This window comes from Methylococcus sp. ANG (genome assembly GCF_040730495.1).
In the GTDB taxonomy this organism is placed as follows: Bacteria; Pseudomonadota; Gammaproteobacteria; order Methylococcales; family Methylococcaceae; genus Methylococcus.
Genome location: NZ_CP160399.1, coordinates 3,687,290 through 3,708,204, shown reverse-complemented (window position 1 = coordinate 3,708,204; position 20,915 = coordinate 3,687,290). Strand labels below are relative to the sequence as shown.

Sequence of the window (20,915 nt, the reverse complement as noted above, 5' to 3'; positions counted from 1 at the left end):
GCGTGTCCGTCAAACCGAGGAGGCACTATGAAAAAGGCACATCTAACCCTGCTCGCCGCCGTCGGCTCAGGGATCGTTACCGTTTCGGCCCAGGCCGGCGAAACGGGGCTGCCCAAGACCAAGGTCAGCATGGAAAACTGCATGCACGCGGCGCTGGCCAAGCGCGCCGGCGAAGTGGTCAAACTGGAATTCAAGGAGGAACGCGGCGCGCCCACTTATGAATTCGAAATCCTGGGAAGCGATGGGAAATCCTGGGAACTGGAATGCGACGCGCTGACCGGCAAGATCACCGAGGAAGAGCAGGAGGTCGCCGACGCCGAGGACGCCCTTTTCAAGGCCAAGGCAAAAATCAGCCTGGAGGAGGCGAAGAAAATCGCGCTGAGCGCGCATCCGGGCGAGATCGTGGAAGTCGAATACGAAATCGAGTCCGACGGCAATGCGTCCTACGAATTCGACATCAAGACCAAGAGCGGCGAAGTGAAGCTCGAAGTGGATGCCGCGACCGGCAAGATCATCGAAGACAACGAAAAGGAGCTTTATCAGATCGGTAAGGAATGAGTCCCCGACGATCGTCGTGACGGAATGCCCGCAAGCTCGCGGGCATTCCGTTCCTAACGCAAGCTCCTCCGCTCCCGGAGCGCTCGCCCTGCCCGCCTCGAAGTAAGCCGGAGCGGATATCAGCGACGATACTTATCTCCCGCTCTCAAGGCTTTTCTTGAGATTGTCCAGCCCTGCGCGGAAAAACTTCTGCATCGCCGCCACGGCGGCCTCGTCGTTGAGCTCGTCCGGCGGGAAGTTGCCGGTATCGCCGCGGTAGAGCCGGCTCTTCCACTCGACCTGGCTGCCCTTCTCGGTGGCCGTGACCTTGAGCACGGCGGAATAGGAGCTGGCCGGCAGCGCCTTGAGGTTTTCCTTGCCCAACCGGTAGGTGTATTCATGGGCCGCCGGCTCGTAGGCGTCGAGTTCCTCGGTGAGCTGCTCGCCGGTGGGGAAATGGAGGGTGCGCTTTTCGCCGGTGACGTTGCCGCCGGTGCTTTCGCTCTTGGCCAGGGCTGGATTCCACTTGGCGATCGCACCGAAGTCCTTCACGGCGTTCCAGACCTGGTCGATGGGAGCCGCGATTTCCACGGTCTCGACGACCTTCTGCGGAGTGGGGCCATGCGCCATCGATGCGGAGGCGAACAGCAGCGTGGCCAGGGCCAGTATCGGTTTCATGAGGTTTCTCCTTGTTCTTCAGTTTGCGGTTGAAAATCCAAGACGCGGGAGCAGCGCCCGCAGATACACCGCCGCCAGCACGGCCAGCGCCAGGGCGGCGGGAATCCAGCGGACGTCGGCGGCGACCCGCTGCCGCCGCGCCAAGGCCGGTGCGGTGAGGGCGCGGGCCAGTCCTTCGGGCGATTCCAGGCGGTGGTAGCCCAGGCCGGCGGCTTCGGCGAGCTGGCGCAGGTATGCCTCCTTGAGCTGGGACAGGTGTTCCGTGCCCCCGGCTCTTTCGCTGCCGAAGGGTGCGTTGCGGGCGTGGTAGCCCTCGATCTGCTCGGGCGGCAGTTCCGACAGGCCGAAGCTCGAGCGCTGGGGGACTTCGTCCTCGGCGTAAAAACCTAAGCGCCTGCCCGACTCGTCGTACTTGGGGATGGGCGAGAGTCCCAAGTCCCCGACCCCGACGATCAGCCCTCGGACCTTGCCGCTCAGGTCGGCAAAGTCCGGGCGGTAGCGCGGATTGAGCGGCGGCGCCTCGTGGCCGTCGGTGACGAAGATCACGTCCGCATCGCCACGCCCCAGCAAATCCAGGGTGTTGCGCAGACCCGCCGCGATCAGGCTGTCGGCGGCCCAGGCCATGCGCCAGTCGAGCTGTTCGATGGTGGCGCTGACGGCGGAAAAGCCGGCGCAGGTTTCGATCGGCTCGAACAGCAGCGCCGGCTCGCGTTCGGTGAAGACGCCCAGCCCCAGGGTGGACCCGCAGGGCAGGTCCGCCGCGGCGCGGATCAGGCTTTGGCGGACGAATTCCAGCCGCGACACGGCGCGCCCTCCCTGCCGGTAGTCCTCGACGTTCATGCTGCGGGTGATGTCGACGACGACGATGTGGCTGAACACCGGCTGCTCCAGCGCCAGCCGGAGCGGAAAGCAGGCGGCCACGGCCAGGACGAGGGCCGCGATCAGACCCGCGAAAACCGGATCGGCGAGGCGCTGCCGCCAGATGCTCAAGGCAAGCCTCGCGGGAATCCGGGCAGGCCGGTCCACAGCCGCTTGGATTCGGCCCTGGGAGGCTCGTCATCGGCATGGCTGACCCGGTCCATCTCGGGCATGAGGCGCATGGCCACTTCCAGGTTGTATTTGGCATCCCAGTGGCCGGGCACCAGCAGGAGGGCGCGCCGGTAGGCTTCCTTGGCCAGCTCGGCGTAAACACGGGCCTGGTCGATCTCCGATTTTTCGACGCGGTCCAACGCCTGGATGAGCTGCAGGTTGCCCTGGTTGTAATACACGTCGGCGCGGAAGGCCGCATCGCCCCGGGTCTCCAGCACGTCCAGCAGTTCCAGCGCATCGTCGTAGCGCTCGTGGCGGGCGAAATACACGGCGCGCGCCAACTGGACCGGGGGAGATGCCACCGCCAGCCGTTCCGGGACGATGTCGTGTCCGGCCAGCAGCGCCGCGATGTCGGCATTGGCCGCCACGGCCTTCCGCCATTGCCTGACCCCCAGCAGCGCCAACAAGGCCAGCATCAGGGCCAGCCCGGCGGCGATCCGGACGCGCCATTCCCCCCTCACCGCGCCACCTCCATGCCCTTCGCCGCGACCAGCCAGGCCAGCGCCAGCGCCGCCGCCAGATAACAAAAGGCTTGCAGGTTCCGCCGCGGCACCCGCTCGGCATACCGCAAAGGACGCTGCTCTTCGCGATCGACGTCGGCGATGGCGCGCTTCAGCGCGTCGGCGTCTTCCGCCTCGTAGGCGCGGTAGGGGATGCCCAGGCTGGCGAAGAACAGATGCAGATAGCGCTCCGGCATCGCCTGGGCATTGTCGTCCTCCGGATTGTCCGGCGTTTCGAAGATCCCGTGGCTGCCCGCGGTGCGCAGGAATATCCAGTACAGCCGTATGCCCTTCTCCTTGAACCAGCGGCGCAGCTTCAGCTCGCTGTCCGGGTCCACCTCGGCGGCGCCATCGGACACCAGCAGGACGATGCGCGAACCTGCGGACGGCTCGTCGCCGAAATACGAAAGCGCCATCGCCAGCCCCTTGCTTACATGCGTCTGCGCCAGGCCCGGCAGCTTCATGGCGTGGACCGCCGCCAACACCGCGGCTTTGTTATCGGTCAGCGGCAGCACGAACAGAGGCGAGGTGCTGAAGGCGGCGACGCCGACCAGATCGTTGCGTCCGCTCGAGACGAAACCGCTCAAGAGGCGCTCGGCCGCGGCGGACTTGGATTCCTCGCCCCCCGTGGGGGTACGCCCGGCGAAGCTGTCGTCCATGCTGCGGCTGCGGTCCAGCAGCAGCACCATGTGGGCGCCGTAGCCCGTGCGTTCGACGGTGTACTCGCGCCGGTGCAGACCGGCGCTGCCCAGCAGCAGCGCCAGGATGGCGCCGGCGCCGGCCAGGCGGAGGCTCAGGTCGACGGCACGCGATGCGGCATCGGCGGGCAGCAGCGCCTGCCAGGAGCACGGGTCGGGCCGCAACGGCAACCGCCACAATGGAAGCAGTATCAGCGGCAGGCCCCACAGCCATTGCGGCGTGTCCAGCGCCCAATCGGTCATGGCCGCCTCCTTTCGGCAAGCTGGCAGGAGCGGGCAAGCGCCTCCATGCGCCTCAGGTCGAACGGCGGCACCGGAGCGCCCTCCCCGAAAAAGACTTCGTACGAAGCCAGGAAGAAATCCCGGATCTCATTGCGCAAGGGATCGTAGGCCGGATGGCCGCGGAAAAACTCGTCCAGCCCTTCGATGAACAGCGGCTCGCCCAAAGTCCGATTGAACGCCTGGTGCAGACAGGAAAAGCCTCTCGGCAAGGTCTCCCGGCTATTTCCCTGTCCACGCAGACGCCGCAGCTCCAGGCAGGCGGCGGCGAAATGGCGGCCGCGCAAACCGAACGGCAGCCAGGCGCTCAGATAGGCCCACCAGGCCAGCGCGCCCAGTGCCGCGAGCCCGAAGCCGGCACTCGCAGCGGCAAGGCCAAAAGTCGGCAGCCGTGCCGGCACGGCATCCGGGCGCATCGGCGGCAGGCCTTCGGCGCGCAGCACGGACAGCTCCCGGATGGGCGCGGTGGTAAAAGTCCAGTCGGGGACCGTCATCCGCTCACCCGAGCCGGCCAATTGCAGTTCGAAGCCGGGAATCGTGAGGTTCTTCACTTCCAGCGGCGCATAGAAGGTCTGGTATTCCAGCGTCAGCACTTGGCGCTTGCCCTCGCGGTGAACTTCGGCCCGCCGCAGCATCAGCCAACGGCTGATCCAGCCTTCCTTGGGCAGGGAGGCAGCATCTATTCCCCGGCCCGTATCGGTTTCAACCCGCACTTCGTGGTGTATGAGGTCGCCGATGACGTAGCCGAAAGCGCGGGGCGTGTCGAACGAGAATGCCTTCACACCGGACGGCAACTCAGCAGCAGCCGCCAGGCAGCACCACAGCCCCAATTGGAAAGATATCGAATGACGGAACACCGGCAACATCAGCCTGCATGGAAATAGCGGGTGACCGCGTCGGGATCGAATCCGCCGGACAGAAACAGCGGTTCCCTGCCGAAGCCGCGCAGCATCGCCACCAACCGGTCGCGGCGCTCCTGGAAGGTCTGCGACAAACGGGTGCGCAAGGCCGGACGCAGCCACATCAGCCGCTCCATGCCGTTCTCCATGTCCTGCATCCGCGCCAGTCCGGACGCTTCCGGCGCCGATTCCTCCGGGTCCCACAGCACGACCGGCACGACGTCGTGATGCGCCAGCGATTCCATGAGCTGCTTCAAGAATCCCAAGGGAAAATGGAAGTCCGACAGCAGAAACACCAGTCCGCGGCGCGACGGCAGATAGCGGACGGCATGCAGCAGTCCGCGCGCGCTGCCGCCCCTGGGCCGGAAACGGCGCAAGCGCTCGGCCAGCTTCAATGCCGCCCCCACCTGCCGGGTCGGCGGCAGCAGGAAATCCGGAACGCCGCGGTCGGACAGCCCGACGAAACCCATGGCATCCCCCGTCCGGTTCGACGACAGCGCAAGCCCCTCAGTGAAATCCGCCAGCACGGCCGTTTTCGATGCGCGCCCGCGATAACCCATCGAGGCGGACAAGTCGGCCAGCGCGTGAACGGTGATCCGCCCCCGCTGCTCGTGCAACCGCACCCAGTAGTGCCCGGCGGGGTCGCCCAGGCTGGCCCGGAGATGCAGCCTGCGGGGATCGGGATGCGCCAGGAACGGCACCAGGCGCTGAAAGGCGTGCACGCCGCCGCCCTGCCGACTCGGATGGGCCCCCGGCTGGACGCCGTCGGCGCGCCAGGCCAGCCGGTAATGGAACTCCTTGCGCTTCATGGCGCCGCGATCTGCCGGATCAGCTTGCCGACCAGTTCCGGGATCAGCTCGGCGCGGCGGTATTCGTAGACAGGCTTTAAGAAAATGCGATGGCCGACCGCCGGCGCGAATACGTATTGCACGTCCTCCGGCTCGACCCGGTCCCGGCCACTGAGCCAGGCCTGTACCCGCGCCAAGCGGACCAGGTAGCTCATGCCCCGTGGACTGGCCCCGGCCTCGATCATGTCGCCGGAATCCGCCTCGTGCAGATCGATGCCGAAGTCCTCCGGTCGCCGGGTCGCGCGCCACAGATCCTGCACGTAGGCCCTGAGACGGGCGCTGACGTGGATGCCGCCTTGCAGGGCTTCGGCGATACCGTTGAGTTCGCGGAACGAGAGCGTCTCCGCCGGCGCGGACTCGACCAGCCGGTCCGGATCGTAGAAGCGCGGATCGAACAGGATTTGGTCCATATGCGCCGCATCGGTCGGCGGCTCGATGGCGATTTCGAGCATGAAGCGGTCGCGCGCCGCCGCGGGCAGCTCGAAGGTCTCCTCCTTCTCCACCCGGTTGCGGTCCGCGAACACCTGCAGGTGCGGAAACCGGAACTCGCGGTTGAACGCCGACACGCTGCGCTCGGCCATGACCCGCAGCAGCAGGGAATGCACCTGGGGCCGGGCGCGGTTGATCTCATTGAAGAAAAAGATGGAGAGCTGCTCGCCGTGCTTGAGCAAAGGTCCCGGTGCGACGCCCGGCCGGCCGTGCTCGTCAAGATAGGTGTAATAGACCAGATCGTTCGGCATCAGGTCGATGGTGCCCTCGATCCGCTCGTAGTCTCCGCCGATGCCGCGCGCCACGGCGCGGAGCAAGGTAGTCTTGCCGACGCCGACGCCGCCCTCGAGCAGCGCGTGGCCGCGGGCAAACACCGCCAGGGTCAGCAGCCGGATCGGGCGCTCCTGCCCGAGCACGACTTGCCGCAGGCCTGCTTCGAAGCGCCTGGCGCGCTCCAGGCTGTCGGCAAGTGGGTTGTCTTGATTCATGGGCAAATGGCGAGTGGCGGACTTCAAGATTGAGGCGAGGCTGGGCAATTCCCCCAAAGCGTCTGGAAATCGTCATACCGGCAGGGAATGCCGGACCAATCCGCCGGAAGCGGATTGGCACCGGCCCGCAGGGTGCCGGGCAGGAGAGCACGGCATGAATCCAGTTCACAGGGATGTGCAGCGTCGCCCTCCACGGCCTCTGGGTTCCGGCAGTCCCCCGGCAATCCCTGCCGGGGCAAGCTCTGCCGGAACGACGAGCGTTTCTTAAATTGACGGTGTCGAGCATTCAGCGGCGAGGCTTACCGCTACCGTCATTTGATGTCTTCGACCTTGTAGACGAACTTGCCGGTCTTGGCGTAGTTCTCCACGCGCTTCTGGTTGCGCGCTTCCATCGCCTTGATCGACTCCGACTGCTTGTTGAGCTCGTTCGGATCGTGCTTGGGATCGTACTTGCTGCCGGCGACCTTGTCCGGATAACCGGGCTTGGGCTCCCAGCAGTTTCCGGGCGCCTTGCAATTGGTGCCGTCGTAGGCCTGGGCGCCCATGGCGAACAGGGCGGCTGCAGCAGCCACCGCGAGACTCGTTTTGTGCATCATGAGGAAGTCCTCCTATTTGGGGGTCGGGATTGCGGGAAATGTCACTTCAGCCATTCGGCCTTGGCCGGATCGCCTTTGTAGACGCTGCGGGTCCAGGCCATGATCTTGAGCATCTCGTCGTTGTTCAGGTTGACGTATTGCGGCCCCATCATGCCCTGGGCGCCGCCGAACAGGATTTCGAACAATCCCGCGTCCGTGGCCGCACGGGGATAGGTCCAATAGTCATCCGCCAGGCCAGGCCCGAGCTTGCCTTCGGCCTCATGGCCGTGGCAGCCGGAACAGGCCGACAGATACAGGCTATGGCCTTTATCGACGGCGTCCTTGTCGCCGTTGTAGGGGTTCTTGCCGGTCTGCAGGAACTGCTTGACGGCCTCGGTATCGCCGCCCGCCTTGGCGTAGGACAAATCCAGCGTCTCGCCGGTGATGGCGTGGCGTAGGGTGATGTCGGCCTGGGCAGGCAGTGACAGCAATCCGGCGACACACATACCGGCCGCGCCGAACCTCGCTTTCTTCAGATTCATCTCTTCAGCCTTTCCTTTGATCGTTGGAAGCCGTCCTGGCCGGTTTTTCATCCATGGGCAGCAGCGGAATGCCTTCCGCCTCGAGCACCGCGTTCACTTCCTTGCCGTGTTTGGCCAGGACCTGATCGATCTGCTTGAGCAAGGCCTCCTCGCCCTTGCGCACGCCGACGGAAGTCGAGTAGTGGTGGGGCACTTTCTCGCCGTCGGAGCGCACGTTGTCATCCGGAATGACGGTCATGGCCAACCCCGCATCCTTGACATAACGCGCCGCCGCCGGCCCCCATAGCACCGCGACCTCGGCGTTCCCATTGGCGACTTCGGCCACCAGCTTGGCCGGGTCGTAGCGGACGTACTGGTTGCGTCGCGACTTGAAGCCGACCAAGGAATGCATGTAGTTGAACATGTCGTTGTAGCGTCCGATCTTGCGGATCATCGTTTCCGCCGGGGTGTCCGGCATGAACGCGATCCGCTTCGCGGTCTTCAGCGCGTCGCTATTCCAGTCCTTGATGTTCAGACCCTTGTCCTTGCGGTAGACGAAGACGTAGCCCGAGCGGTAGTAAGGCGCGCTGGTGAGCATCCTCGGGTCGCCGGTATCGACGCCGATGACCACATCGCACAAACCCTTGTCCAGGGAGTCCCGGACGAAATAGCGGGCATCGGTCCACCACACGTTCTCGACCGGACGTCCCAGTTCCTTGCCTATGAGGTCGGCCAGCTTGTTTTCGAAGCCTTCCCCGGCCTTGTCCGAATACGGCATCTCGTTTTCTGCCGAGCAGATTTTGAGCGGTTCCGCGCCCTTCGCTGCCTGCACGCCGCCCGAAACCGCGAGGGAAGCGATCAACCCAGCGGCGGCAATACGGTTCATTCGCATAACTTATCCTTTCAATGACAGAGGGTAGGAGCGTTTCCGGAGCACGCCCCCACCCGTTCGACTCAGAGCGAGAACACGAACACCGAGCCGCCCATCTGAGTGTAGTGCGCCAGTTCCTTGAAGGCGCCCACCGCCCCCAGGCCCGCGGTCGGGTCCTTCAGGTCGAACACCAGCCCCACGCCCGGCCAGCCGCCGACGCCGGAGTAGATGGCGACGTACTGCTTGCCGTTATGCTGGTAGGTGATGGGATGGCCGATCACGCCGGAAGGCAGTTGGAACTGCCACTTCAACTCGCCGGTGCGGGTGTCGCGGGCCTTGATGAAACCGTCCAGGGTGCCGTAGAACACCAGATCGCCGGCGGTCGCCAGGGTGCCGCCCCAGACCGCGAACTTCTCGGGCACTTCCCATTCCATCTTGCCGGTGACCGAGTTCATGGCCTTGACCTGGCCCAGCATGCCCTTGGGTCCCGGATACATGTTCAAGGTCGCCCCCACGAAGAACTGGCCGGCGCGGTAGGGCAGCATGAACGGTTCCCAGTCCATGCAGATGTGGTTCACGCCCATGAAGAACAGCTTCTTGTCCGGATCGTAGGACTCGATGCCCTGGTTGTGGTAACCCATGGCCGAGGGACAGATGCCCTTGGCATTGTGATCCATGCGGGTGCTGTATTCCGGATCGCGGATCGGCAGGCCCGTCTTCAGGTCGACCTTCTTCACCCAGTTGACGGTGTCGTCGATCTTGAAGGCGTTGACCATGGCGCCGGTTTCCCGGTTGAGGGTGTAGACCAGGCCGTTGCGGTCCGGGTGGGTCAGCAGCGGCGTCATCTTGCCGTCCACCTCCTGCTCGGACAGCCCCATGTAGTTGACGCCGGCGTAATCCCACTCGTCATGCGGCGTCTTCTGGTAGCCGAACTTGGCGCGGCCGGTGTCGGCGTCGCGGCCCCAGATGGTCATGGTCCATTTGTTGTCGCCGGGCCGCATGGTCTCGTTCCAGGGCGCCGGGTTGCCGGAACCGTAATAGATCATGTCCAGCTTGGGATCGTAGGCGTACCAGCCCCAGTTGGTGCCGCCGCCGATCTTCCAGGCGTCACCCTCCCAGGTCTGCAGCCCCAAGCCGAACTGGCCGTAATGCGGGTTGTGCTTGTTGAACTCCTTGTCCAGCAGCAGGTCCTCGTCGGGGCCGGTGGCGTAGGCCCGCCATTCCTGCTTGCCGTCCTTGATGTTGTAGGCCGTGACGTAGCCGCGCACGCCCAGTTCGGCGCCGGCCGAACCCACCAGCACCTTGTCCTTCACCACGAACGGCGCGCCGGTCAGGGTGGAACCCATGGCGATGTCGGAGTTTTCCATCTTCCAGATCTCTTCGCCGGTCTTGGCGTTGAGCGCGACGATGTGGCCGTCGAGCTGGTTGAGGAAGATCTTCGCCGGGCCGTGATCGCCGGCCGGCACATAGGCTACGCCGCGGTTGACCACATCGCAGCAGGCCACGGCACGGGCCGCCGGATTCTGCTTGGGCTTGTACTGCCACAGGATCTTGCGGGTGTCGTTCAGGTCGACCGCGTAGACGTTGTTCGGGAACGGCGTATGGATGTACATGATACCGTCCACCACCAGCGGCGCACCTTCGTGGCCGTGCAAGGTGCCGGTGGACATGGTCCAGGCCACCTTCAAGTTCTTGACGTTGTGGCTGTTGATTTCCGTCAGCCGGCTGAAATGGGTGGCACCGTAGTCCTTGGTCTGCATGACCCAGTTCCGGTCATCCTTGGACAACCGGTCCAGCTCCGGATTAGCGTGCGCGGATTGCGTGGCCAGCATGGCGCCCATCGCCAGCACCGACCCGCCGAAGCCGCTTGCCAGTTTGCGAATTTGCATGTGTCTCCTCCGAGAATGAATGACGCCGACCCTGCATCGGCGCTCTACGAACAGCGGCGGAGATTCTGGGACAGATCATGTCAGCGGCGTTACGGAATTCCCCCTCGAACGAGCCTTGAAAAACTCTCGAATGCTTGATGGAAAAACTCCCGTTCCGAGCGAGTCCGCCCGAGCGGCGCAAATCTAATGAGCTTCGGCTAAAATATGACTACAGTCAGATGACTAGAGGCGTCAGTATGAGCGTTCACGTATCCAAGTCCCAATTCAAGGCGAGAGCCTTGGAATTCTTCCGCCAAATCGAACTCACCGGCGAGCCGGTGGTGGTGACGGACCACGGCCAGCCCAAGCTGGAGGTGCGGCCCTACCAGCCCCGCGCCAGTGATCCGCTGGATAGGCTGCGCGGTTCCGTGTTGCGCTACGATCATCCGACCGCCCCGGTGGGCGAAGACGACTGGGAAGCCGGGACGTGATCGTACTGGATACGCATGCGCTGCTTTGGTGGGCGTCCGGAGATCGGACGCAACTCTCGGAGGCGGCCGCTCAAGCGATCGCGGACGAATTGAACGGCGGCCGGATCGTCGTCTCGTCCATTTCCGCCTGCGAACTCGCCATGCTGGTCGCCAAAGACCGGTTAGCGCTTTCGATGGATGTCGAGGACTGGCTGTCGGTCGTGAGCCAGATCGAAGCCGTCCGCTTCATGGCGGTGGATAACGACATCGCCGTGAAGAGCATTGAACTGCCCGGTGAATTCCATAAAGATCCGGCCGATCGCATCATTGTGGCAACAGCCCGCAAGCTGGCCGTGCCGCTGGTGACCGCGGACGACAAGATCCGCAGCTATCCGCATGTGCGTACGCTTTGGTGATCCGGAAGAGGAAGAAGCTGGGTCAGCTCTTGCAAAACAGCATGCTTACATGCAAGACCTGACCCCACTACCCGCGTAGTCCGGTTTCATCGACTGTTGCGGGAAGTCTTTAAAAAGACTATATGTAGTCTTATCCAACATCGAGGACATGAGCATGCGCTACTCATCCCAAGTCAAACCCATCAGCTACCTCAAGGCCAACGCCGCCGAGGTGCTGGCGCGCCTCGCCGAACGGCGGGAGCCCTTGGTCATCACCCAGAACGGGGAAGCCAAGGCCGTCTTGCAGGATGTGGTTACGTTCGAGGAGACCCAGGAAACGCTGGCTCTGCTGAAGATCCTCGCGCTGGGAAACCGGGAGGTGCAAGCCGGTAGCGTCAGGACTGTCGCCGACGTCGTGGCCCGTCTGCGCGCCGAGCGCGCAAGCGCTTGATGGCGGGCAAGCCGCCCCCATACGAAGTCCTGCTCACCCAAGGCGCGGAACAAGACCTGGAAGCCATTCACGACTACATTGCCGAGTTCGACTGCGCGGCGAATGCCGGCTACGTTCTCGACCGGCTGCTGGAGGTTGTGGAGGACTTGGCGCAGTTCCCCGAACGCGGCGGCTACCCGAAGGAGCTGGTGTCGCTGGGTATCAAGGAATATCGGCAAACCACGTTCAAGCCCTACCGGGTGATCTATCGGATCATGGGTCACCAGATCATTATTTACCTGATCTCCGATGGCCGCCGGGACATGCAGTCGGTGCTGGCGCGTAGACTGCTCGGCGCTTGAAGCCGCCACCCCCGTCTGGCCGGTGGTTCCGCATCTCCCCGGCACGCCCCTCCGACAATCAGGAATATCTCCCTGTCAAAACACTCGCCAATCGAGGCAGACTAACCCGATTTTTTCCCGGAGTAAGCGCCTTTGAGCCTGCGGTTTCGCCTGAACCTCATGATCGGGCTGGTGATGCTGGCCATCATCGGCATGGGCACGCTGTTCGTGGTACACAACGCGCGCCGTTCGGTGGCGGAGGAAGTCCGCTCCTCGGTCAACCTGGCGTTGCAGCTGATCGACGCCGGCCTGGAGCAGGCGGTCGCCGCCGGCCGTTCGCCGGTGGATTGGATCGCCCAGCTCGCCCGGCTCGACCGTACCCGCCATTTGAGCCTCAGCGTCCATCAAGGCGAAAGGACTATCATCGACCTCCCCTCCTCCCTTGCACCGGCGGAGGGTGAAGAAGCGCCCCGCTGGTTCGCCTGGGCGGTGGCGCCGGAACCCCTGGTGGCGGAGAAACACCTGCACCAGATCGGCAACCCGATGATCCAGATCACCATCGACGCCAACCCGGCCGACGAGATCGCCGAAGCCTGGACCGAAGCGCGCGGCTTTCTGCTGCTGATGCTGGCGCTCGCCGTGACGGTGTACCTGGTCGTCCATACCACCCTGGGGCGTGCATTCAAATCCGTGGGCGTGATCCTCGAAGGGCTGGAGAATCTGGAAAACGGCGATTACAGCCGGCGCCTGCCGGAGTTCTACCTGCCCGAGTTCGCCCGCATTTCGCGGACCTTCAACCACACGGTCTGCGCGCTGGAGAAGACCCGCGAGGAAAACCGGGCGCTGACCCAGCGCTCGCTGGCGATCCAGGAAGAGGAACGGCGTTACCTCGCGCAGGAATTGCACGACGAATTGGGCCAGTCGCTGAGCGCGATCAAGGCGATCGCCGCGTCGCTCCGCAAGCCGGAGCGGGACGACAAATCGACCGCCGATGCCGTCGGCGCCATCCAGTCGATCTGCGACCATCTGTTCGCCGTGCTGCGCACCCTGATGCAGCGCCTGCGCCCCTTGATGCTGGACGAGCTGGGACTGAAAGCCTCGCTCGAAGACATGATCGAGAACTGGCGCAACCGCTATCCCGGCATCGCGCTGGACTTCCGTTGCGACGACGGTATCGACGAATGCGTCGGCGACTCCCGGATACATGTCTTCCGGATCGTGCAGGAAAGCCTGACCAACGTGGTGAGGCATTCCGGCGCGAGCAATCTCGGAATACACCTCAACCTGATCGAGGCGGTGGACGAACGGCCCGAAGCCCTCCTGCTCAAGGTCAGCGACGACGGAGCCGGCTTCGATCCCGCTCAAGCCCCGGCCGGCTTAGGGCTGCTCGGCATCCGCGAACGGGTGGAGAGCCTGGGGGGACAGTTCAGCCTCAACACCCGCCCCGGCGCCGGCGTCACCCTGCGCATCAAGATTCCCTGCGGAGACGAATGTTCATGAAACCCAAGATTACCGTGATGCTGGTGGATGACCACGCCGTGGTCCGCGCGGGCTACCGCCTGCTGCTGTCCGGCACCCAGAACATCGAAGTCGTCGGCGAGGCCGAGCGGGGGGAGGAGGCCTGCCAGCTCTACGCCGACACCCGCCCGGACGTGATCGTCATGGACCTTTCGCTGCCCGGCATCGGCGGATTGGCCTCGATCCGCCGCATCCGCACCCGCGACGCCTCGGCCCGTATCCTGGTGTTCAGCATCCACGACGAGCTCATCTACGTGGTGCGCGCGCTGGAGGCCGGCGCCAGGGGCTACATCACCAAGAGCTGCGCGCCGGAAATCCTGGTCGACGCGGTGGCCAGGATCGCCTCAGGCGAATCGTTCCTGGAACCGGAGATCGCCCAGCGCCTGGCGATGCAGACTCTGGGCGGCGCCGAGGCGGCCACCGCTTTGAACACGCTCTCGGCCCGCGAGTTCGACGTCTTCCTGCTGCTAGCCAAGGGCTACACCACCCGGGAGGTCGCAGAAGAACTGCGGCTCGGCTATAAAACCGTCGCCAATTACAGTACCCTCATCAAGAGCAAGCTGGGCGTGAACACCACCGCCGAAATGGCCCGCCTCGCCTACCAGAACGGGATATTCAAGACCTGAAAGCCACAGTCCCCCGATGAGCGCAAATCTTTACGACACCGACCACGCCGCCTGGCTGCATCAGCAGGCCGAGTTGCTGAAAGCAGGCCGGTTGAGCGACATGGACACAGCGCATCTGATCGAGGAACTCGAAGCCGAGATAGCCAATTATGAAAGGATTCTGTACCGGCATTTCCGGGTGCTGCTCAACCACATGCTGAAATGGAAATACGTGTCTGATAACAGGCCCCGAGGCTGGCGCACGGTGATAGATTTGCAACGCGACGATCTTGCCGACATCCTGAGGGATAACCCCAGTTTGGAATCCGTCGTAGCAGCCGCAATTGAGAAGGCTTACCCCGACGCCGTGGAACTCGCGGCGGACGAAACCGCCAGGCTGGAAGATATGTTCCCGGCCTCCTGCGAATGGGAACAGGCGGAAATCCTGAATCCGGACTTCTGGCCGGATTGAGACTCCGGCAATGAAGAGCTGACGGCCATGCCCAAAACAACTCACTATTCAAAACCCTTCGCCGAACTCCTGGCCAACGAACGGCTGAACAGCCTGGTACCGGGCGTACCCAACCTCGGCATGCGGCCGCGGCTGGAGGCGTTGCGGATCGAAACGGCTTTCGAACCCGAAACGGTCCGCGACCATGACATGGCACGGTGCTGCCTGGCGGCGGTCTGGCTGTATCACGATTTTTTCGACGAAAGCCACCGAATCAGCCAGGGCATCGCCACGGCCAGCGGCAGCTACTGGCACGGCATCCTCCATCGCCGCGAGCCGGACGCCTGGAACAGCAAGTACTGGTTCAAGCGAGTCGGCAGCCATCCGGTCTTTCCCGAAGTGGCCGCCGCCGCGCGGGAGCTGACCCAAGCCGAACCGCCCTCGCGCGAAACCGAATTCCTGCTGCGGCAAACCGCCTGGGACCCCTTCGCCTTCATCGACCTGTGCGAAACCGCCCGCCTCGGCCACACGCCGGCAGAGGCCTTGTGCCGGCGCATCCAGCTCGCGGAATGGCGGATACTGTTCGACCATTGCTACAGAGGGGCCGTTAGGGACTGAAAATTCCGGCTCAAGCCACCCGCCCTTGCGGAAGGCGAATGTCCACTACGATCTCGGAATAGGGGGCGCTCACCCATCCCCGCTCATCCCGCTCCACGGCATGCCACGCGGAAAGCTTCTCCACGTCGCCGTGCACGTTCTTGTAGTCGCGCTTCAGCCGCCGCGCCAGCTCCGCAACGGTCATGGGACCGCATTCCCGCAGAACGGCGAGCAAATCCCAGCGGCGCGGCGTGAACAACGCCGCGAACTGACCGACGTCGGCAAAACCGATCCCGAAATACGGCGCAGGACTCTCCCCAAGCTCCAGCGCCTCCACCATCCGGGCCGCACGGGACAGATTCGCCTCGAGAGGCTCCCCCACTTTCACATTCAAAACTCGCTCGGTCATTGTTCGACACCTTCTATATCGGCTATGAAATCAGCCATCAATTGTTGGGGATTGACGAAGCGATACGGTGCCTCTTGGTTACCGATATGTTTGTGATCGCCCTTGCCTCGTTCATTGTCATAACCCACTCTCCGCTCGCCATCCACAACGTAAACCAGCCGGTACTTGTAAGGATGCTGCGACGGAGGCACAGGAGACGGAACCCTCCAAATCACGATCTCGACGAACCCCTCGCCGCGTAAGCCTCCTTGGTACGAAAAAGTTCCACGGCTTTCATGGGGTCTATTACACCATAAGCGGGAGCGGGGCGAAAACACTTGTCCGCGGTGTCGTACTTGGTAAGGGGACGAAGTAAATCGGCCGTTCAGGCCACCCGCAACACCTTCGCCCCGCGAATCCGGCGCTGCTTGAGGTCGAGCAGCGCCCGGTTGGCGTCCTCGAATGCGTACTCCTCCGTCTCGGGACGGATGCCGATTTCCGCCGCCAGCGCCAGAAAGCCGGCCACGTCGCTGCGCGCCACGTTGGCGACCGACTTGATTTCCCGCTCCATCCACAAATGCCGGGCATAGTCGAGACCGGCCAGGCAGTCACGGTCCCCGGGCTCCTTGCGTATCGCATTGACGACCAGCCGGCCGCCGGGAGCGAGGTTGGCGAGCGCCGCGACCACCGGCTTCCAGACCGGCGTGGTGTCGATGATGGCAGCCAGCGGCGCGGGAGAAATATCCGCGGTATCGCCGGCCCAGACCGCGCCCAACTGCAGCGCGAAGGCGCGTTCCTCAGGATTGCGCGCGAACACGTAGACTTCCGAATCGGGGAACCGGTGCCGCGCCATCATCAGCACCAGATGGGCGGACGCCCCGAACCCGGTAAGCCCCAGCCGCTGGCCGTTTTGGAGCCCCGCGAGGTTGAGCGAACGGTAGCCGATGGCGCCGGCGCACAGGAGCGGCGCGGCCTCAAGATCGGTGAACACCTCCGGGATACGGACGACGAAGGCCGCAGGCGCCTTCATGTACTCCGCATAGCCGCCGTCGGCGTCGCGCCCGGTGGCGCGGAATCCGGAACAGAGGTTCTCCCGTCCCGACCGGCAGTACTCGCATTCGCCGCAGGCGGAAAATATCCAGGCCACGCCGACGCGATCGCCCACGGCGAATCCCGTCACACCCGCCCCGAGAGCCGCGATTCGGCCGACGACCTGGTGCCCGGGCACCACCGGCAGGCAGGGCGGCGCGGCGCGGCCCTCGATCTCGTCGATTTCGGTGTGGCACACGCCGCAGACCGAAACCCGCAGCAGGATTTCGCCAGGGCCGGGCACCGGCACCGGGAGGTCGGCGAGCCGCAGCGGGGCTCGCGACGAATCCAGCGGCCCTGTTTGGTCGATCAACCAGGCTTTCATGACAGTCCCATGCTCTGCCGAGCCGTACGGCACCCTTGACGGCAAAAATAATCGTAACTACGATAATTCGACATGTTGATCGAATTCGATCCCGAAAAACGCAACAAGACCCTCGCCGAACGCGGCGTGGATTTCGCAGATGCCGCTGAAATATTTGCCGGACGCCACTTTACCCTGGAAGACGCCCGCGAAGATTATGGCGAATCACGCTTCATCACAGTCGGCATGCTGAAAGGCCGAATGGTGGTTCTGGTCTGGACACCTCGCGGCGAGGCTCGCCGCATCATTTCCTTGAGGAAAGCCAATGAACGCGAAACAACCCGTTACGCCCACCGAGTGGCATGATCCGGACGACGCCCCGGAACTCACGGACGAATTCTTCGAGCAAGCCGACGAATTTGTCGGCGAAAAACTGGTGCGCCGGGGGCGCCCCAGGGCGGAAAACCGCAAGGTCGCCCTGACGGTACGCTACGACGCCGACATCGTTGCCGCCTTTCGCGCCACCGGCCAGGGTTGGCAATCGCGCATGAACGCCGCCTTGCGCGATTGGCTCAAGACCCATTCCCCGGCATAAACCGGGGGCGGACGTCACCGCCTACGCCAGACTCTTCACCGCCACCTCGTACACGTCCTTCGACACGCCTTCCAAGCCCGCGATGCGCTGCAACTGGCGACACATGGCTTCCTGCCGCCCCTGGTCGTAGCGGCGCCACTGGGTCAAGGCGCCCAGCATGCGGGCGGCGACCTGGGGATTGATGGCGTTGAGGGCGACGATCTGATCCCCTAGGAATTCGTAGCCGCTGCCGTCGGCCGCATGGAAATTGACCGGGTTGGCCTGCGAGAACGCGCCGATCAGCGAACGCACGCGGTTGGGGGTGCGCAGGTCGAAATCGGAATGCGCGGTCAGCGCCTTGACGCTCTCCAGGGTGCCGGGCAGATGACAGCTCGCCTGCAGAGCGAACCATTTGTCAATGACCAGCGCCTCCTCACGCCAGCGGCGGTAGAACTCGGCCAGGCAGTCCGCCTTTTCCGGATGGGCGCTGTTGACGATCGCTCCCAGGGCCGCGATCTGGTCGGTCATGGTGCGGGCTTCGCGGAACTGGGCTGCGCACAGCTCGTACGAATCGGCCGTCTCCAGTTCGGCGATGAATCCCAGGCAGGTGTTCTTGATCCTGCGCCGGTTTCTCGCGGCCGGATCGAGACCGCCCGTTTCAGCCGCATGGTGCTCCCAGTAGAGCCTCAGGAAGTCCTCGGCCAGAGCGGCGGCCAAGGCTTTGCGGACCGTCTGGCGCGCCCGGTGGATGGCTTCCGGATCGGCCACGCTCATCAAGGCGGCGACGTAATCTTCCGAAGGCAGGCCCAGCAGCAGCGCCTGATAGGACAGGTCAGCCGCCGGTCGCGCCAGCAGCGCGCGGAAGGCATCGACCAGGTTCGAGTCGAGGCTTTGCGGAGTTTCGCCCGCCTGGATGCGCTCGATGAGGCCGAGCATCACCTGGGTCGCCAAGGTCTGGCCGGCGTCCCAGCGGTTGAAGGCGTCGGTGTCGTGGGCGAACAGGAATGCCAGTTCCTCGGCGCCGCGTTCCATTTTCAATCGGACCGGCGCGGAAAAGCCGCGCAAGGCGGAGACTACGGGCCGTTCCGGCACGTCGACGAATTCGAACACCTGTTCGGCCTCCCGGATGTGCAGCACCCGGGTTCCCGGGCCGGCCTCGGCTTCGCCCGCCAGCCGCAGCGGCAATTCGCGCCCATCCTCCGCCAGCAGGCCTACGGCCAACGGGATGTGCAGAGGCTGCTTGACCGGCTGGCCCGGCGTCGGCGGGCAGGACTGGCGCACCGACAGGCGCAGGGTCCGGGCCCCGGCGTCGTATTCGGATTCGAGCCGCAGTTCCGGGGTGCCAGCTTGGGCATACCACAAGCGGAACTGGCCCAAATCGATGCCGTTGGCGTCCTCCATGCAGCGCACGAAATCGTCGCAGGTCACGGCTTGCCCATCGTGGCGCTCGAAATAGAGGTCCGTACCCTTGCGGAAGCCCTCGGGGCCGACCAGGGTCCGGAGCATCCGCACCACCTCCCCGCCCTTCTCGTACACGGTGAGGGTGTAGAAGTTGTTGATCTCGATGTAGGAATCCGGCCGCACCGGGTGCGCCAGGGGACCTGCGTCCTCGGCGAACTGGCGGGTCCGCAGCAGGTTCACGTCCTCGATACGCTTGACCGCCCGCGAGCTCCGGTCGGCGCTGAACTCCTGGTCGCGGAACACGGTCAGCCCTTCCTTCAGGCTGAGCTGGAACCAGTCGCGGCAGGTGATGCGGTTGCCGGTCCAGTTGTGGAAATATTCGTGGCCGATGACGCCCTCGATGTGTTCGTAATCGGCGTCGGTCGCGGTATCGGGCCGCGCCAGCACGAACTTGGTATTGAAGACGTTGAGCCCCTTGTTCTCCATCGCCCCCATGTTGAAGTGGCTGACGGCGACGATCATGTACAGGTCGAGGTCGTACTCGCGGCCGAAGCGCTCCTCGTCCCAGCGCATCGCGTGCTTGAGCGACTGCATGGCGTGATCGCACTTGTCCAAGTCGTGCGGCTCCACGTAGATCTGCAGCGCCACCTCGCGGCCCGAGGCGGTGACGAATCGGTCTTCCAGGCAGGCCAACTGCCCGGCCACCAGGGCGAAGAGATAACAGGGCTTCTTGAAGGGGTCCTCCCACTTGACCCAGTGCCGGCCGTTCTTGAGTTCGCCGCGCGCACTCCGGTTGCCGTTCGACAGCAGCACCGGATAGCGGCTCTGGTCCGCCACGATCGTCGTGGTGAACAACGACATGACGTCGGGCCGGTCGATGTAATAGGTGATGCGGCGGAAGCCGTGCGGTTCGCACTGGGTGCAGAACATGCCGTTGGACAGGTACAGCCCTTCCAGCGCGGTGTTGGCTTCCGGGTTGATCCGGTTGACGATCTCGAGTTCGAACGGACGGTCCGGCACCGCATGGATCACCAGCCCCGTGTCGCTGACGCTGTACTCGCCCTCGGTCAGCATCCGTCCGTTGAGCTTGGCGGACTCGAATGCCAGTTGCTCGCCGTCGAGCGCGAGCACGGGCTTCCATTCCTCCACCGCCGGATTGTGGCGTAGCTTCAGCCGGGAAGTGACGCGGGTGGACTGGGGATCCAGCTCGAAGAACAGGTCGATGGCGTCGACCAGATATTCGGGTGGCTGGTAATCCTTGAGGTAGATGGTCTTCGGGGTAGCGTCACGCATGTGTTGCGGGTCTTGGTCCTGGAAAAGCGGAGATCCCGATGATACGGCTTAACCCGGCCCGGTCCAAACCCGTGGCCCGATTCAATGCTGATACATTTCGGAAATTCTGCCGACACCGGCCCTCGAGACCATGCCATCGCCGGGTAAGACAGGCCCGGCGGCATCCGCTGAAAACTCAATCAGGAGATCCCCCATGAAGCGTTATCGTTCTCTCTTGCAGAAATTGATCGCAGCCTCTGTGTTCGCAGGCCTCGCCTCGGTCGTATCGACGGCCGGCGCATTCCCCCCGCCCGAACCCGATCCGGAGGAGCGGCTGGCCGGGTTGCTTTGGCGCATCCACGGCGAGCTGAACCTGAACGGCGAACAGGACGGTCTGTGGAAACGCGCCGAAGACGATACCCGGCAGATGACGAAGTCGCACCGCGAGCGCTTCGAGGCCGCCCAGAAGGACATCAAGTCGGCGCTGAGCGATGGCCACGCCGATCTTCACGCCCTCTTCGACAAACTGGGCGCGGACAAGAACGGCGTCGAAGCCAGGATGAAGGAAAACCGGAAACTGTGGCTGAGCTTCTACGACAGCCTGGATGCAGCCCAGAAAAAGACCGTAAACGCCCAACTGCTGGCCGAACTCGATAAAATGGGCCCCATGCCGGCCGACGGCAAATGCCGATTCACTCCCGGAAAAGCCGAAGGCAGCCCCCTCCCCCTGAAGTAACAGC

General features: G+C 64.1%; 27 protein-coding genes. 12 read left to right on the top strand and 15 right to left on the bottom strand.

Annotation, left to right across the window (positions count from 1 at the left end):
- Window positions 1-27: 27 nt before the first annotated feature.
- Complete coding sequence (locus tag ABZN20_RS18120) at window positions 28-558, top strand: PepSY domain-containing protein (protein ID WP_218805813.1); 531 nt, start codon at window positions 28-30, stop codon at window positions 556-558.
- A gap of 132 nt (window positions 559-690) precedes the next feature.
- Here the strand turns inward: ABZN20_RS18120 and ABZN20_RS18115 are convergent, their stop codons facing one another.
- The 11 genes from ABZN20_RS18115 to ABZN20_RS18065 form a co-directional block, all read right to left on the bottom strand.
- Window positions 691-1,215 (bottom strand): SRPBCC family protein, encoded by a 525-nt coding sequence (locus ABZN20_RS18115; protein ID WP_367026159.1) that lies wholly within the window; start codon window positions 1,213-1,215, stop codon window positions 691-693.
- A gap of 18 nt (window positions 1,216-1,233) precedes the next feature.
- Window positions 1,234-2,205, bottom strand: a complete 972-nt coding sequence (locus ABZN20_RS18110) for a VWA domain-containing protein (protein ID WP_218805808.1) — start codon at window positions 2,203-2,205, stop codon at window positions 1,234-1,236.
- Window positions 2,202-2,765 (bottom strand): MxaK protein, encoded by a 564-nt coding sequence (locus tag ABZN20_RS18105; RefSeq protein ID WP_367026158.1) that lies wholly within the window; start codon window positions 2,763-2,765, stop codon window positions 2,202-2,204. The genes ABZN20_RS18110 and ABZN20_RS18105 overlap by 4 nt, the downstream gene beginning before the upstream one ends.
- Window positions 2,762-3,745 carry a vWA domain-containing protein gene (locus ABZN20_RS18100; protein ID WP_218805807.1) on the bottom strand — a complete coding sequence of 328 codons (984 nt, stop codon included), beginning with the start codon at window positions 3,743-3,745 and terminating at the stop codon, window positions 2,762-2,764. Before ABZN20_RS18100 ends, ABZN20_RS18105 begins: the two co-directional genes overlap by 4 nt.
- Window positions 3,742-4,647: a nonribosomal peptide synthetase MxaA gene (locus ABZN20_RS18095; protein ID WP_367026157.1), complete on the bottom strand. Its 906-nt coding sequence runs from the start codon at window positions 4,645-4,647 to the stop codon at window positions 3,742-3,744. The genes ABZN20_RS18100 and ABZN20_RS18095 overlap by 4 nt, the downstream gene beginning before the upstream one ends.
- The gene (locus ABZN20_RS18090) at window positions 4,647-5,489 is read right to left on the bottom strand and encodes a DUF58 domain-containing protein (RefSeq protein ID WP_367026156.1); all 843 of its coding nucleotides are present in this window, start codon (window positions 5,487-5,489) and stop codon (window positions 4,647-4,649) included. The genes ABZN20_RS18095 and ABZN20_RS18090 overlap by 1 nt, the downstream gene beginning before the upstream one ends.
- Entirely contained in the window at window positions 5,486-6,505 is a 1,020-nt protein-coding gene (locus tag ABZN20_RS18085) for an AAA family ATPase (RefSeq protein WP_367026155.1), read from the bottom strand. The genes ABZN20_RS18090 and ABZN20_RS18085 overlap by 4 nt, the downstream gene beginning before the upstream one ends.
- A gap of 311 nt (window positions 6,506-6,816) precedes the next feature.
- Entirely contained in the window at window positions 6,817-7,098 is a 282-nt protein-coding gene (locus ABZN20_RS18080; protein ID WP_367027582.1) for a methanol dehydrogenase [cytochrome c] subunit, read from the bottom strand.
- A 44-nt stretch (window positions 7,099-7,142) separates the two neighbouring features.
- The gene (moxG, locus tag ABZN20_RS18075; RefSeq protein WP_367026154.1) at window positions 7,143-7,622 is read right to left on the bottom strand and encodes a cytochrome c(L), periplasmic; all 480 of its coding nucleotides are present in this window, start codon (window positions 7,620-7,622) and stop codon (window positions 7,143-7,145) included.
- A 4-nt stretch (window positions 7,623-7,626) separates the two neighbouring features.
- Window positions 7,627-8,487: a methanol oxidation system protein MoxJ gene (moxJ, locus tag ABZN20_RS18070; protein ID WP_218805802.1), complete on the bottom strand. Its 861-nt coding sequence runs from the start codon at window positions 8,485-8,487 to the stop codon at window positions 7,627-7,629.
- 68 nt (window positions 8,488-8,555) lie between these two features.
- A complete protein-coding gene (locus tag ABZN20_RS18065; RefSeq protein ID WP_218805801.1) occupies window positions 8,556-10,361 on the bottom strand; it encodes a methanol/ethanol family PQQ-dependent dehydrogenase in 1,806 nt (601 codons plus the stop codon).
- Window positions 10,362-10,597: 236 nt separating this feature from the next.
- On the opposite strand from ABZN20_RS18065, the gene ABZN20_RS18060 reads away from it, so the two are divergent.
- The 8 genes from ABZN20_RS18060 (at window position 10,598) to ABZN20_RS18025 (ending at window position 15,168) form a co-directional block, all read left to right on the top strand.
- The gene (locus ABZN20_RS18060) at window positions 10,598-10,831 is read left to right on the top strand and encodes a type II toxin-antitoxin system Phd/YefM family antitoxin (protein WP_218805800.1); all 234 of its coding nucleotides are present in this window, start codon (window positions 10,598-10,600) and stop codon (window positions 10,829-10,831) included.
- Window positions 10,828-11,226 carry a type II toxin-antitoxin system VapC family toxin gene (locus ABZN20_RS18055; RefSeq protein WP_218805799.1) on the top strand — a complete coding sequence of 133 codons (399 nt, stop codon included), beginning with the start codon at window positions 10,828-10,830 and terminating at the stop codon, window positions 11,224-11,226. The genes ABZN20_RS18060 and ABZN20_RS18055 overlap by 4 nt, the downstream gene beginning before the upstream one ends.
- A 154-nt stretch (window positions 11,227-11,380) precedes the next feature.
- Window positions 11,381-11,656, top strand: a complete 276-nt coding sequence (locus ABZN20_RS18050) for a type II toxin-antitoxin system Phd/YefM family antitoxin (protein ID WP_367026153.1) — start codon at window positions 11,381-11,383, stop codon at window positions 11,654-11,656.
- On the top strand, window positions 11,656-11,997 hold the full coding sequence (locus tag ABZN20_RS18045) for a type II toxin-antitoxin system RelE/ParE family toxin (protein ID WP_218805797.1): 342 nt from the start codon (window positions 11,656-11,658) through the stop codon (window positions 11,995-11,997). Before ABZN20_RS18050 ends, ABZN20_RS18045 begins: the two co-directional genes overlap by 1 nt.
- Window positions 11,998-12,129: 132 nt before the next feature.
- Window positions 12,130-13,476, top strand: a complete 1,347-nt coding sequence (locus ABZN20_RS18040; RefSeq protein ID WP_255556283.1) for an ATP-binding protein — start codon at window positions 12,130-12,132, stop codon at window positions 13,474-13,476.
- Window positions 13,473-14,120 (top strand): response regulator, encoded by a 648-nt coding sequence (locus ABZN20_RS18035; protein WP_218805796.1) that lies wholly within the window; start codon window positions 13,473-13,475, stop codon window positions 14,118-14,120. The genes ABZN20_RS18040 and ABZN20_RS18035 overlap by 4 nt, the downstream gene beginning before the upstream one ends.
- Window positions 14,121-14,136: 16 nt before the next feature.
- Window positions 14,137-14,571: a DUF29 domain-containing protein gene (locus tag ABZN20_RS18030; protein WP_218805795.1), complete on the top strand. Its 435-nt coding sequence runs from the start codon at window positions 14,137-14,139 to the stop codon at window positions 14,569-14,571.
- 27 nt (window positions 14,572-14,598) lie between these two features.
- The gene (locus ABZN20_RS18025; protein WP_218805794.1) at window positions 14,599-15,168 is read left to right on the top strand and encodes a hypothetical protein; all 570 of its coding nucleotides are present in this window, start codon (window positions 14,599-14,601) and stop codon (window positions 15,166-15,168) included.
- Window positions 15,169-15,178: 10 nt separating this feature from the next.
- Here the strand turns inward: ABZN20_RS18025 and ABZN20_RS18020 are convergent, their stop codons facing one another.
- The 3 genes from ABZN20_RS18020 to ABZN20_RS18010 are packed head-to-tail and all read right to left on the bottom strand — an operon-like array spanning window position 15,179 to window position 16,949.
- Complete coding sequence (locus tag ABZN20_RS18020; RefSeq protein WP_367026152.1) at window positions 15,179-15,556, bottom strand: hypothetical protein; 378 nt, start codon at window positions 15,554-15,556, stop codon at window positions 15,179-15,181.
- A complete protein-coding gene (locus tag ABZN20_RS20125) occupies window positions 15,553-15,873 on the bottom strand; it encodes a toxin-antitoxin system TumE family protein (RefSeq protein WP_423246414.1) in 321 nt (106 codons plus the stop codon). Before ABZN20_RS20125 ends, ABZN20_RS18020 begins: the two co-directional genes overlap by 4 nt.
- Window positions 15,874-15,920: 47 nt before the next feature.
- Window positions 15,921-16,949: a zinc-dependent alcohol dehydrogenase family protein gene (locus ABZN20_RS18010; protein WP_367026150.1), complete on the bottom strand. Its 1,029-nt coding sequence runs from the start codon at window positions 16,947-16,949 to the stop codon at window positions 15,921-15,923.
- Window positions 16,950-17,021: 72 nt separating this feature from the next.
- Between ABZN20_RS18010 and ABZN20_RS18005 the strand changes: the two genes are divergently transcribed.
- Together ABZN20_RS18005 and ABZN20_RS18000 are read left to right on the top strand one after the other, a co-directional pair.
- Window positions 17,022-17,294 (top strand): BrnT family toxin, encoded by a 273-nt coding sequence (locus ABZN20_RS18005; RefSeq protein WP_266024111.1) that lies wholly within the window; start codon window positions 17,022-17,024, stop codon window positions 17,292-17,294.
- Window positions 17,254-17,523, top strand: a complete 270-nt coding sequence (locus tag ABZN20_RS18000) for a BrnA antitoxin family protein (RefSeq protein WP_218805790.1) — start codon at window positions 17,254-17,256, stop codon at window positions 17,521-17,523. Before ABZN20_RS18005 ends, ABZN20_RS18000 begins: the two co-directional genes overlap by 41 nt.
- 21 nt (window positions 17,524-17,544) lie before the next feature.
- On the opposite strand, the gene pepN is transcribed toward ABZN20_RS18000, so the two are convergent.
- Window positions 17,545-20,196 (bottom strand): aminopeptidase N, encoded by a 2,652-nt coding sequence (pepN, locus tag ABZN20_RS17995; protein ID WP_367026149.1) that lies wholly within the window; start codon window positions 20,194-20,196, stop codon window positions 17,545-17,547.
- 193 nt (window positions 20,197-20,389) lie between these two features.
- On the opposite strand from pepN, the gene ABZN20_RS17990 reads away from it, so the two are divergent.
- Window positions 20,390-20,911, top strand: a complete 522-nt coding sequence (locus ABZN20_RS17990; protein WP_218805788.1) for a hypothetical protein — start codon at window positions 20,390-20,392, stop codon at window positions 20,909-20,911.
- Window positions 20,912-20,915 lie beyond the last annotated feature (4 nt).

Excerpts from the sequence above, each read along its gene's own strand:
- ABZN20_RS18120 (WP_218805813.1), top strand. The coding sequence starts at position 28 with ATGAAAAAGGCACATCTAACCCTGCTCGCCGCCGTCGGCTCAGGGATC.
- ABZN20_RS18115 (WP_367026159.1), bottom strand. The coding sequence starts at position 1,215 with ATGAAACCGATACTGGCCCTGGCCACGCTGCTGTTCGCCTCCGCATCG.
- ABZN20_RS18100 (WP_218805807.1), bottom strand. The coding sequence starts at position 3,745 with ATGACCGATTGGGCGCTGGACACGCCGCAATGGCTGTGGGGCCTGCCG.
- ABZN20_RS18095 (WP_367026157.1), bottom strand. The coding sequence starts at position 4,647 with ATGTTGCCGGTGTTCCGTCATTCGATATCTTTCCAATTGGGGCTGTGG.
- ABZN20_RS18090 (WP_367026156.1), bottom strand. The coding sequence starts at position 5,489 with ATGAAGCGCAAGGAGTTCCATTACCGGCTGGCCTGGCGCGCCGACGGC.
- ABZN20_RS18085 (WP_367026155.1), bottom strand. The coding sequence starts at position 6,505 with ATGAATCAAGACAACCCACTTGCCGACAGCCTGGAGCGCGCCAGGCGC.
- ABZN20_RS18080 (WP_367027582.1), bottom strand. The coding sequence starts at position 7,098 with ATGCACAAAACGAGTCTCGCGGTGGCTGCTGCAGCCGCCCTGTTCGCC.
- moxG (WP_367026154.1), bottom strand. The coding sequence starts at position 7,622 with ATGAATCTGAAGAAAGCGAGGTTCGGCGCGGCCGGTATGTGTGTCGCC.
- moxJ (WP_218805802.1), bottom strand. The coding sequence starts at position 8,487 with ATGAACCGTATTGCCGCCGCTGGGTTGATCGCTTCCCTCGCGGTTTCG.
- ABZN20_RS18065 (WP_218805801.1), bottom strand. The coding sequence starts at position 10,361 with ATGCAAATTCGCAAACTGGCAAGCGGCTTCGGCGGGTCGGTGCTGGCG.
- ABZN20_RS18060 (WP_218805800.1), top strand. The coding sequence starts at position 10,598 with ATGAGCGTTCACGTATCCAAGTCCCAATTCAAGGCGAGAGCCTTGGAA.
- ABZN20_RS18050 (WP_367026153.1), top strand. The coding sequence starts at position 11,381 with ATGCGCTACTCATCCCAAGTCAAACCCATCAGCTACCTCAAGGCCAAC.
- ABZN20_RS18045 (WP_218805797.1), top strand. The coding sequence starts at position 11,656 with ATGGCGGGCAAGCCGCCCCCATACGAAGTCCTGCTCACCCAAGGCGCG.
- ABZN20_RS18035 (WP_218805796.1), top strand. The coding sequence starts at position 13,473 with ATGAAACCCAAGATTACCGTGATGCTGGTGGATGACCACGCCGTGGTC.
- ABZN20_RS18030 (WP_218805795.1), top strand. The coding sequence starts at position 14,137 with ATGAGCGCAAATCTTTACGACACCGACCACGCCGCCTGGCTGCATCAG.
- ABZN20_RS18025 (WP_218805794.1), top strand. The coding sequence starts at position 14,599 with ATGCCCAAAACAACTCACTATTCAAAACCCTTCGCCGAACTCCTGGCC.
- ABZN20_RS18020 (WP_367026152.1), bottom strand. The coding sequence starts at position 15,556 with ATGACCGAGCGAGTTTTGAATGTGAAAGTGGGGGAGCCTCTCGAGGCG.
- ABZN20_RS18010 (WP_367026150.1), bottom strand. The coding sequence starts at position 16,949 with ATGAAAGCCTGGTTGATCGACCAAACAGGGCCGCTGGATTCGTCGCGA.
- ABZN20_RS18005 (WP_266024111.1), top strand. The coding sequence starts at position 17,022 with ATGTTGATCGAATTCGATCCCGAAAAACGCAACAAGACCCTCGCCGAA.
- ABZN20_RS18000 (WP_218805790.1), top strand. The coding sequence starts at position 17,254 with ATGAACGCGAAACAACCCGTTACGCCCACCGAGTGGCATGATCCGGAC.
- pepN (WP_367026149.1), bottom strand. The coding sequence starts at position 20,196 with ATGCGTGACGCTACCCCGAAGACCATCTACCTCAAGGATTACCAGCCA.
- ABZN20_RS17990 (WP_218805788.1), top strand. The coding sequence starts at position 20,390 with ATGAAGCGTTATCGTTCTCTCTTGCAGAAATTGATCGCAGCCTCTGTG.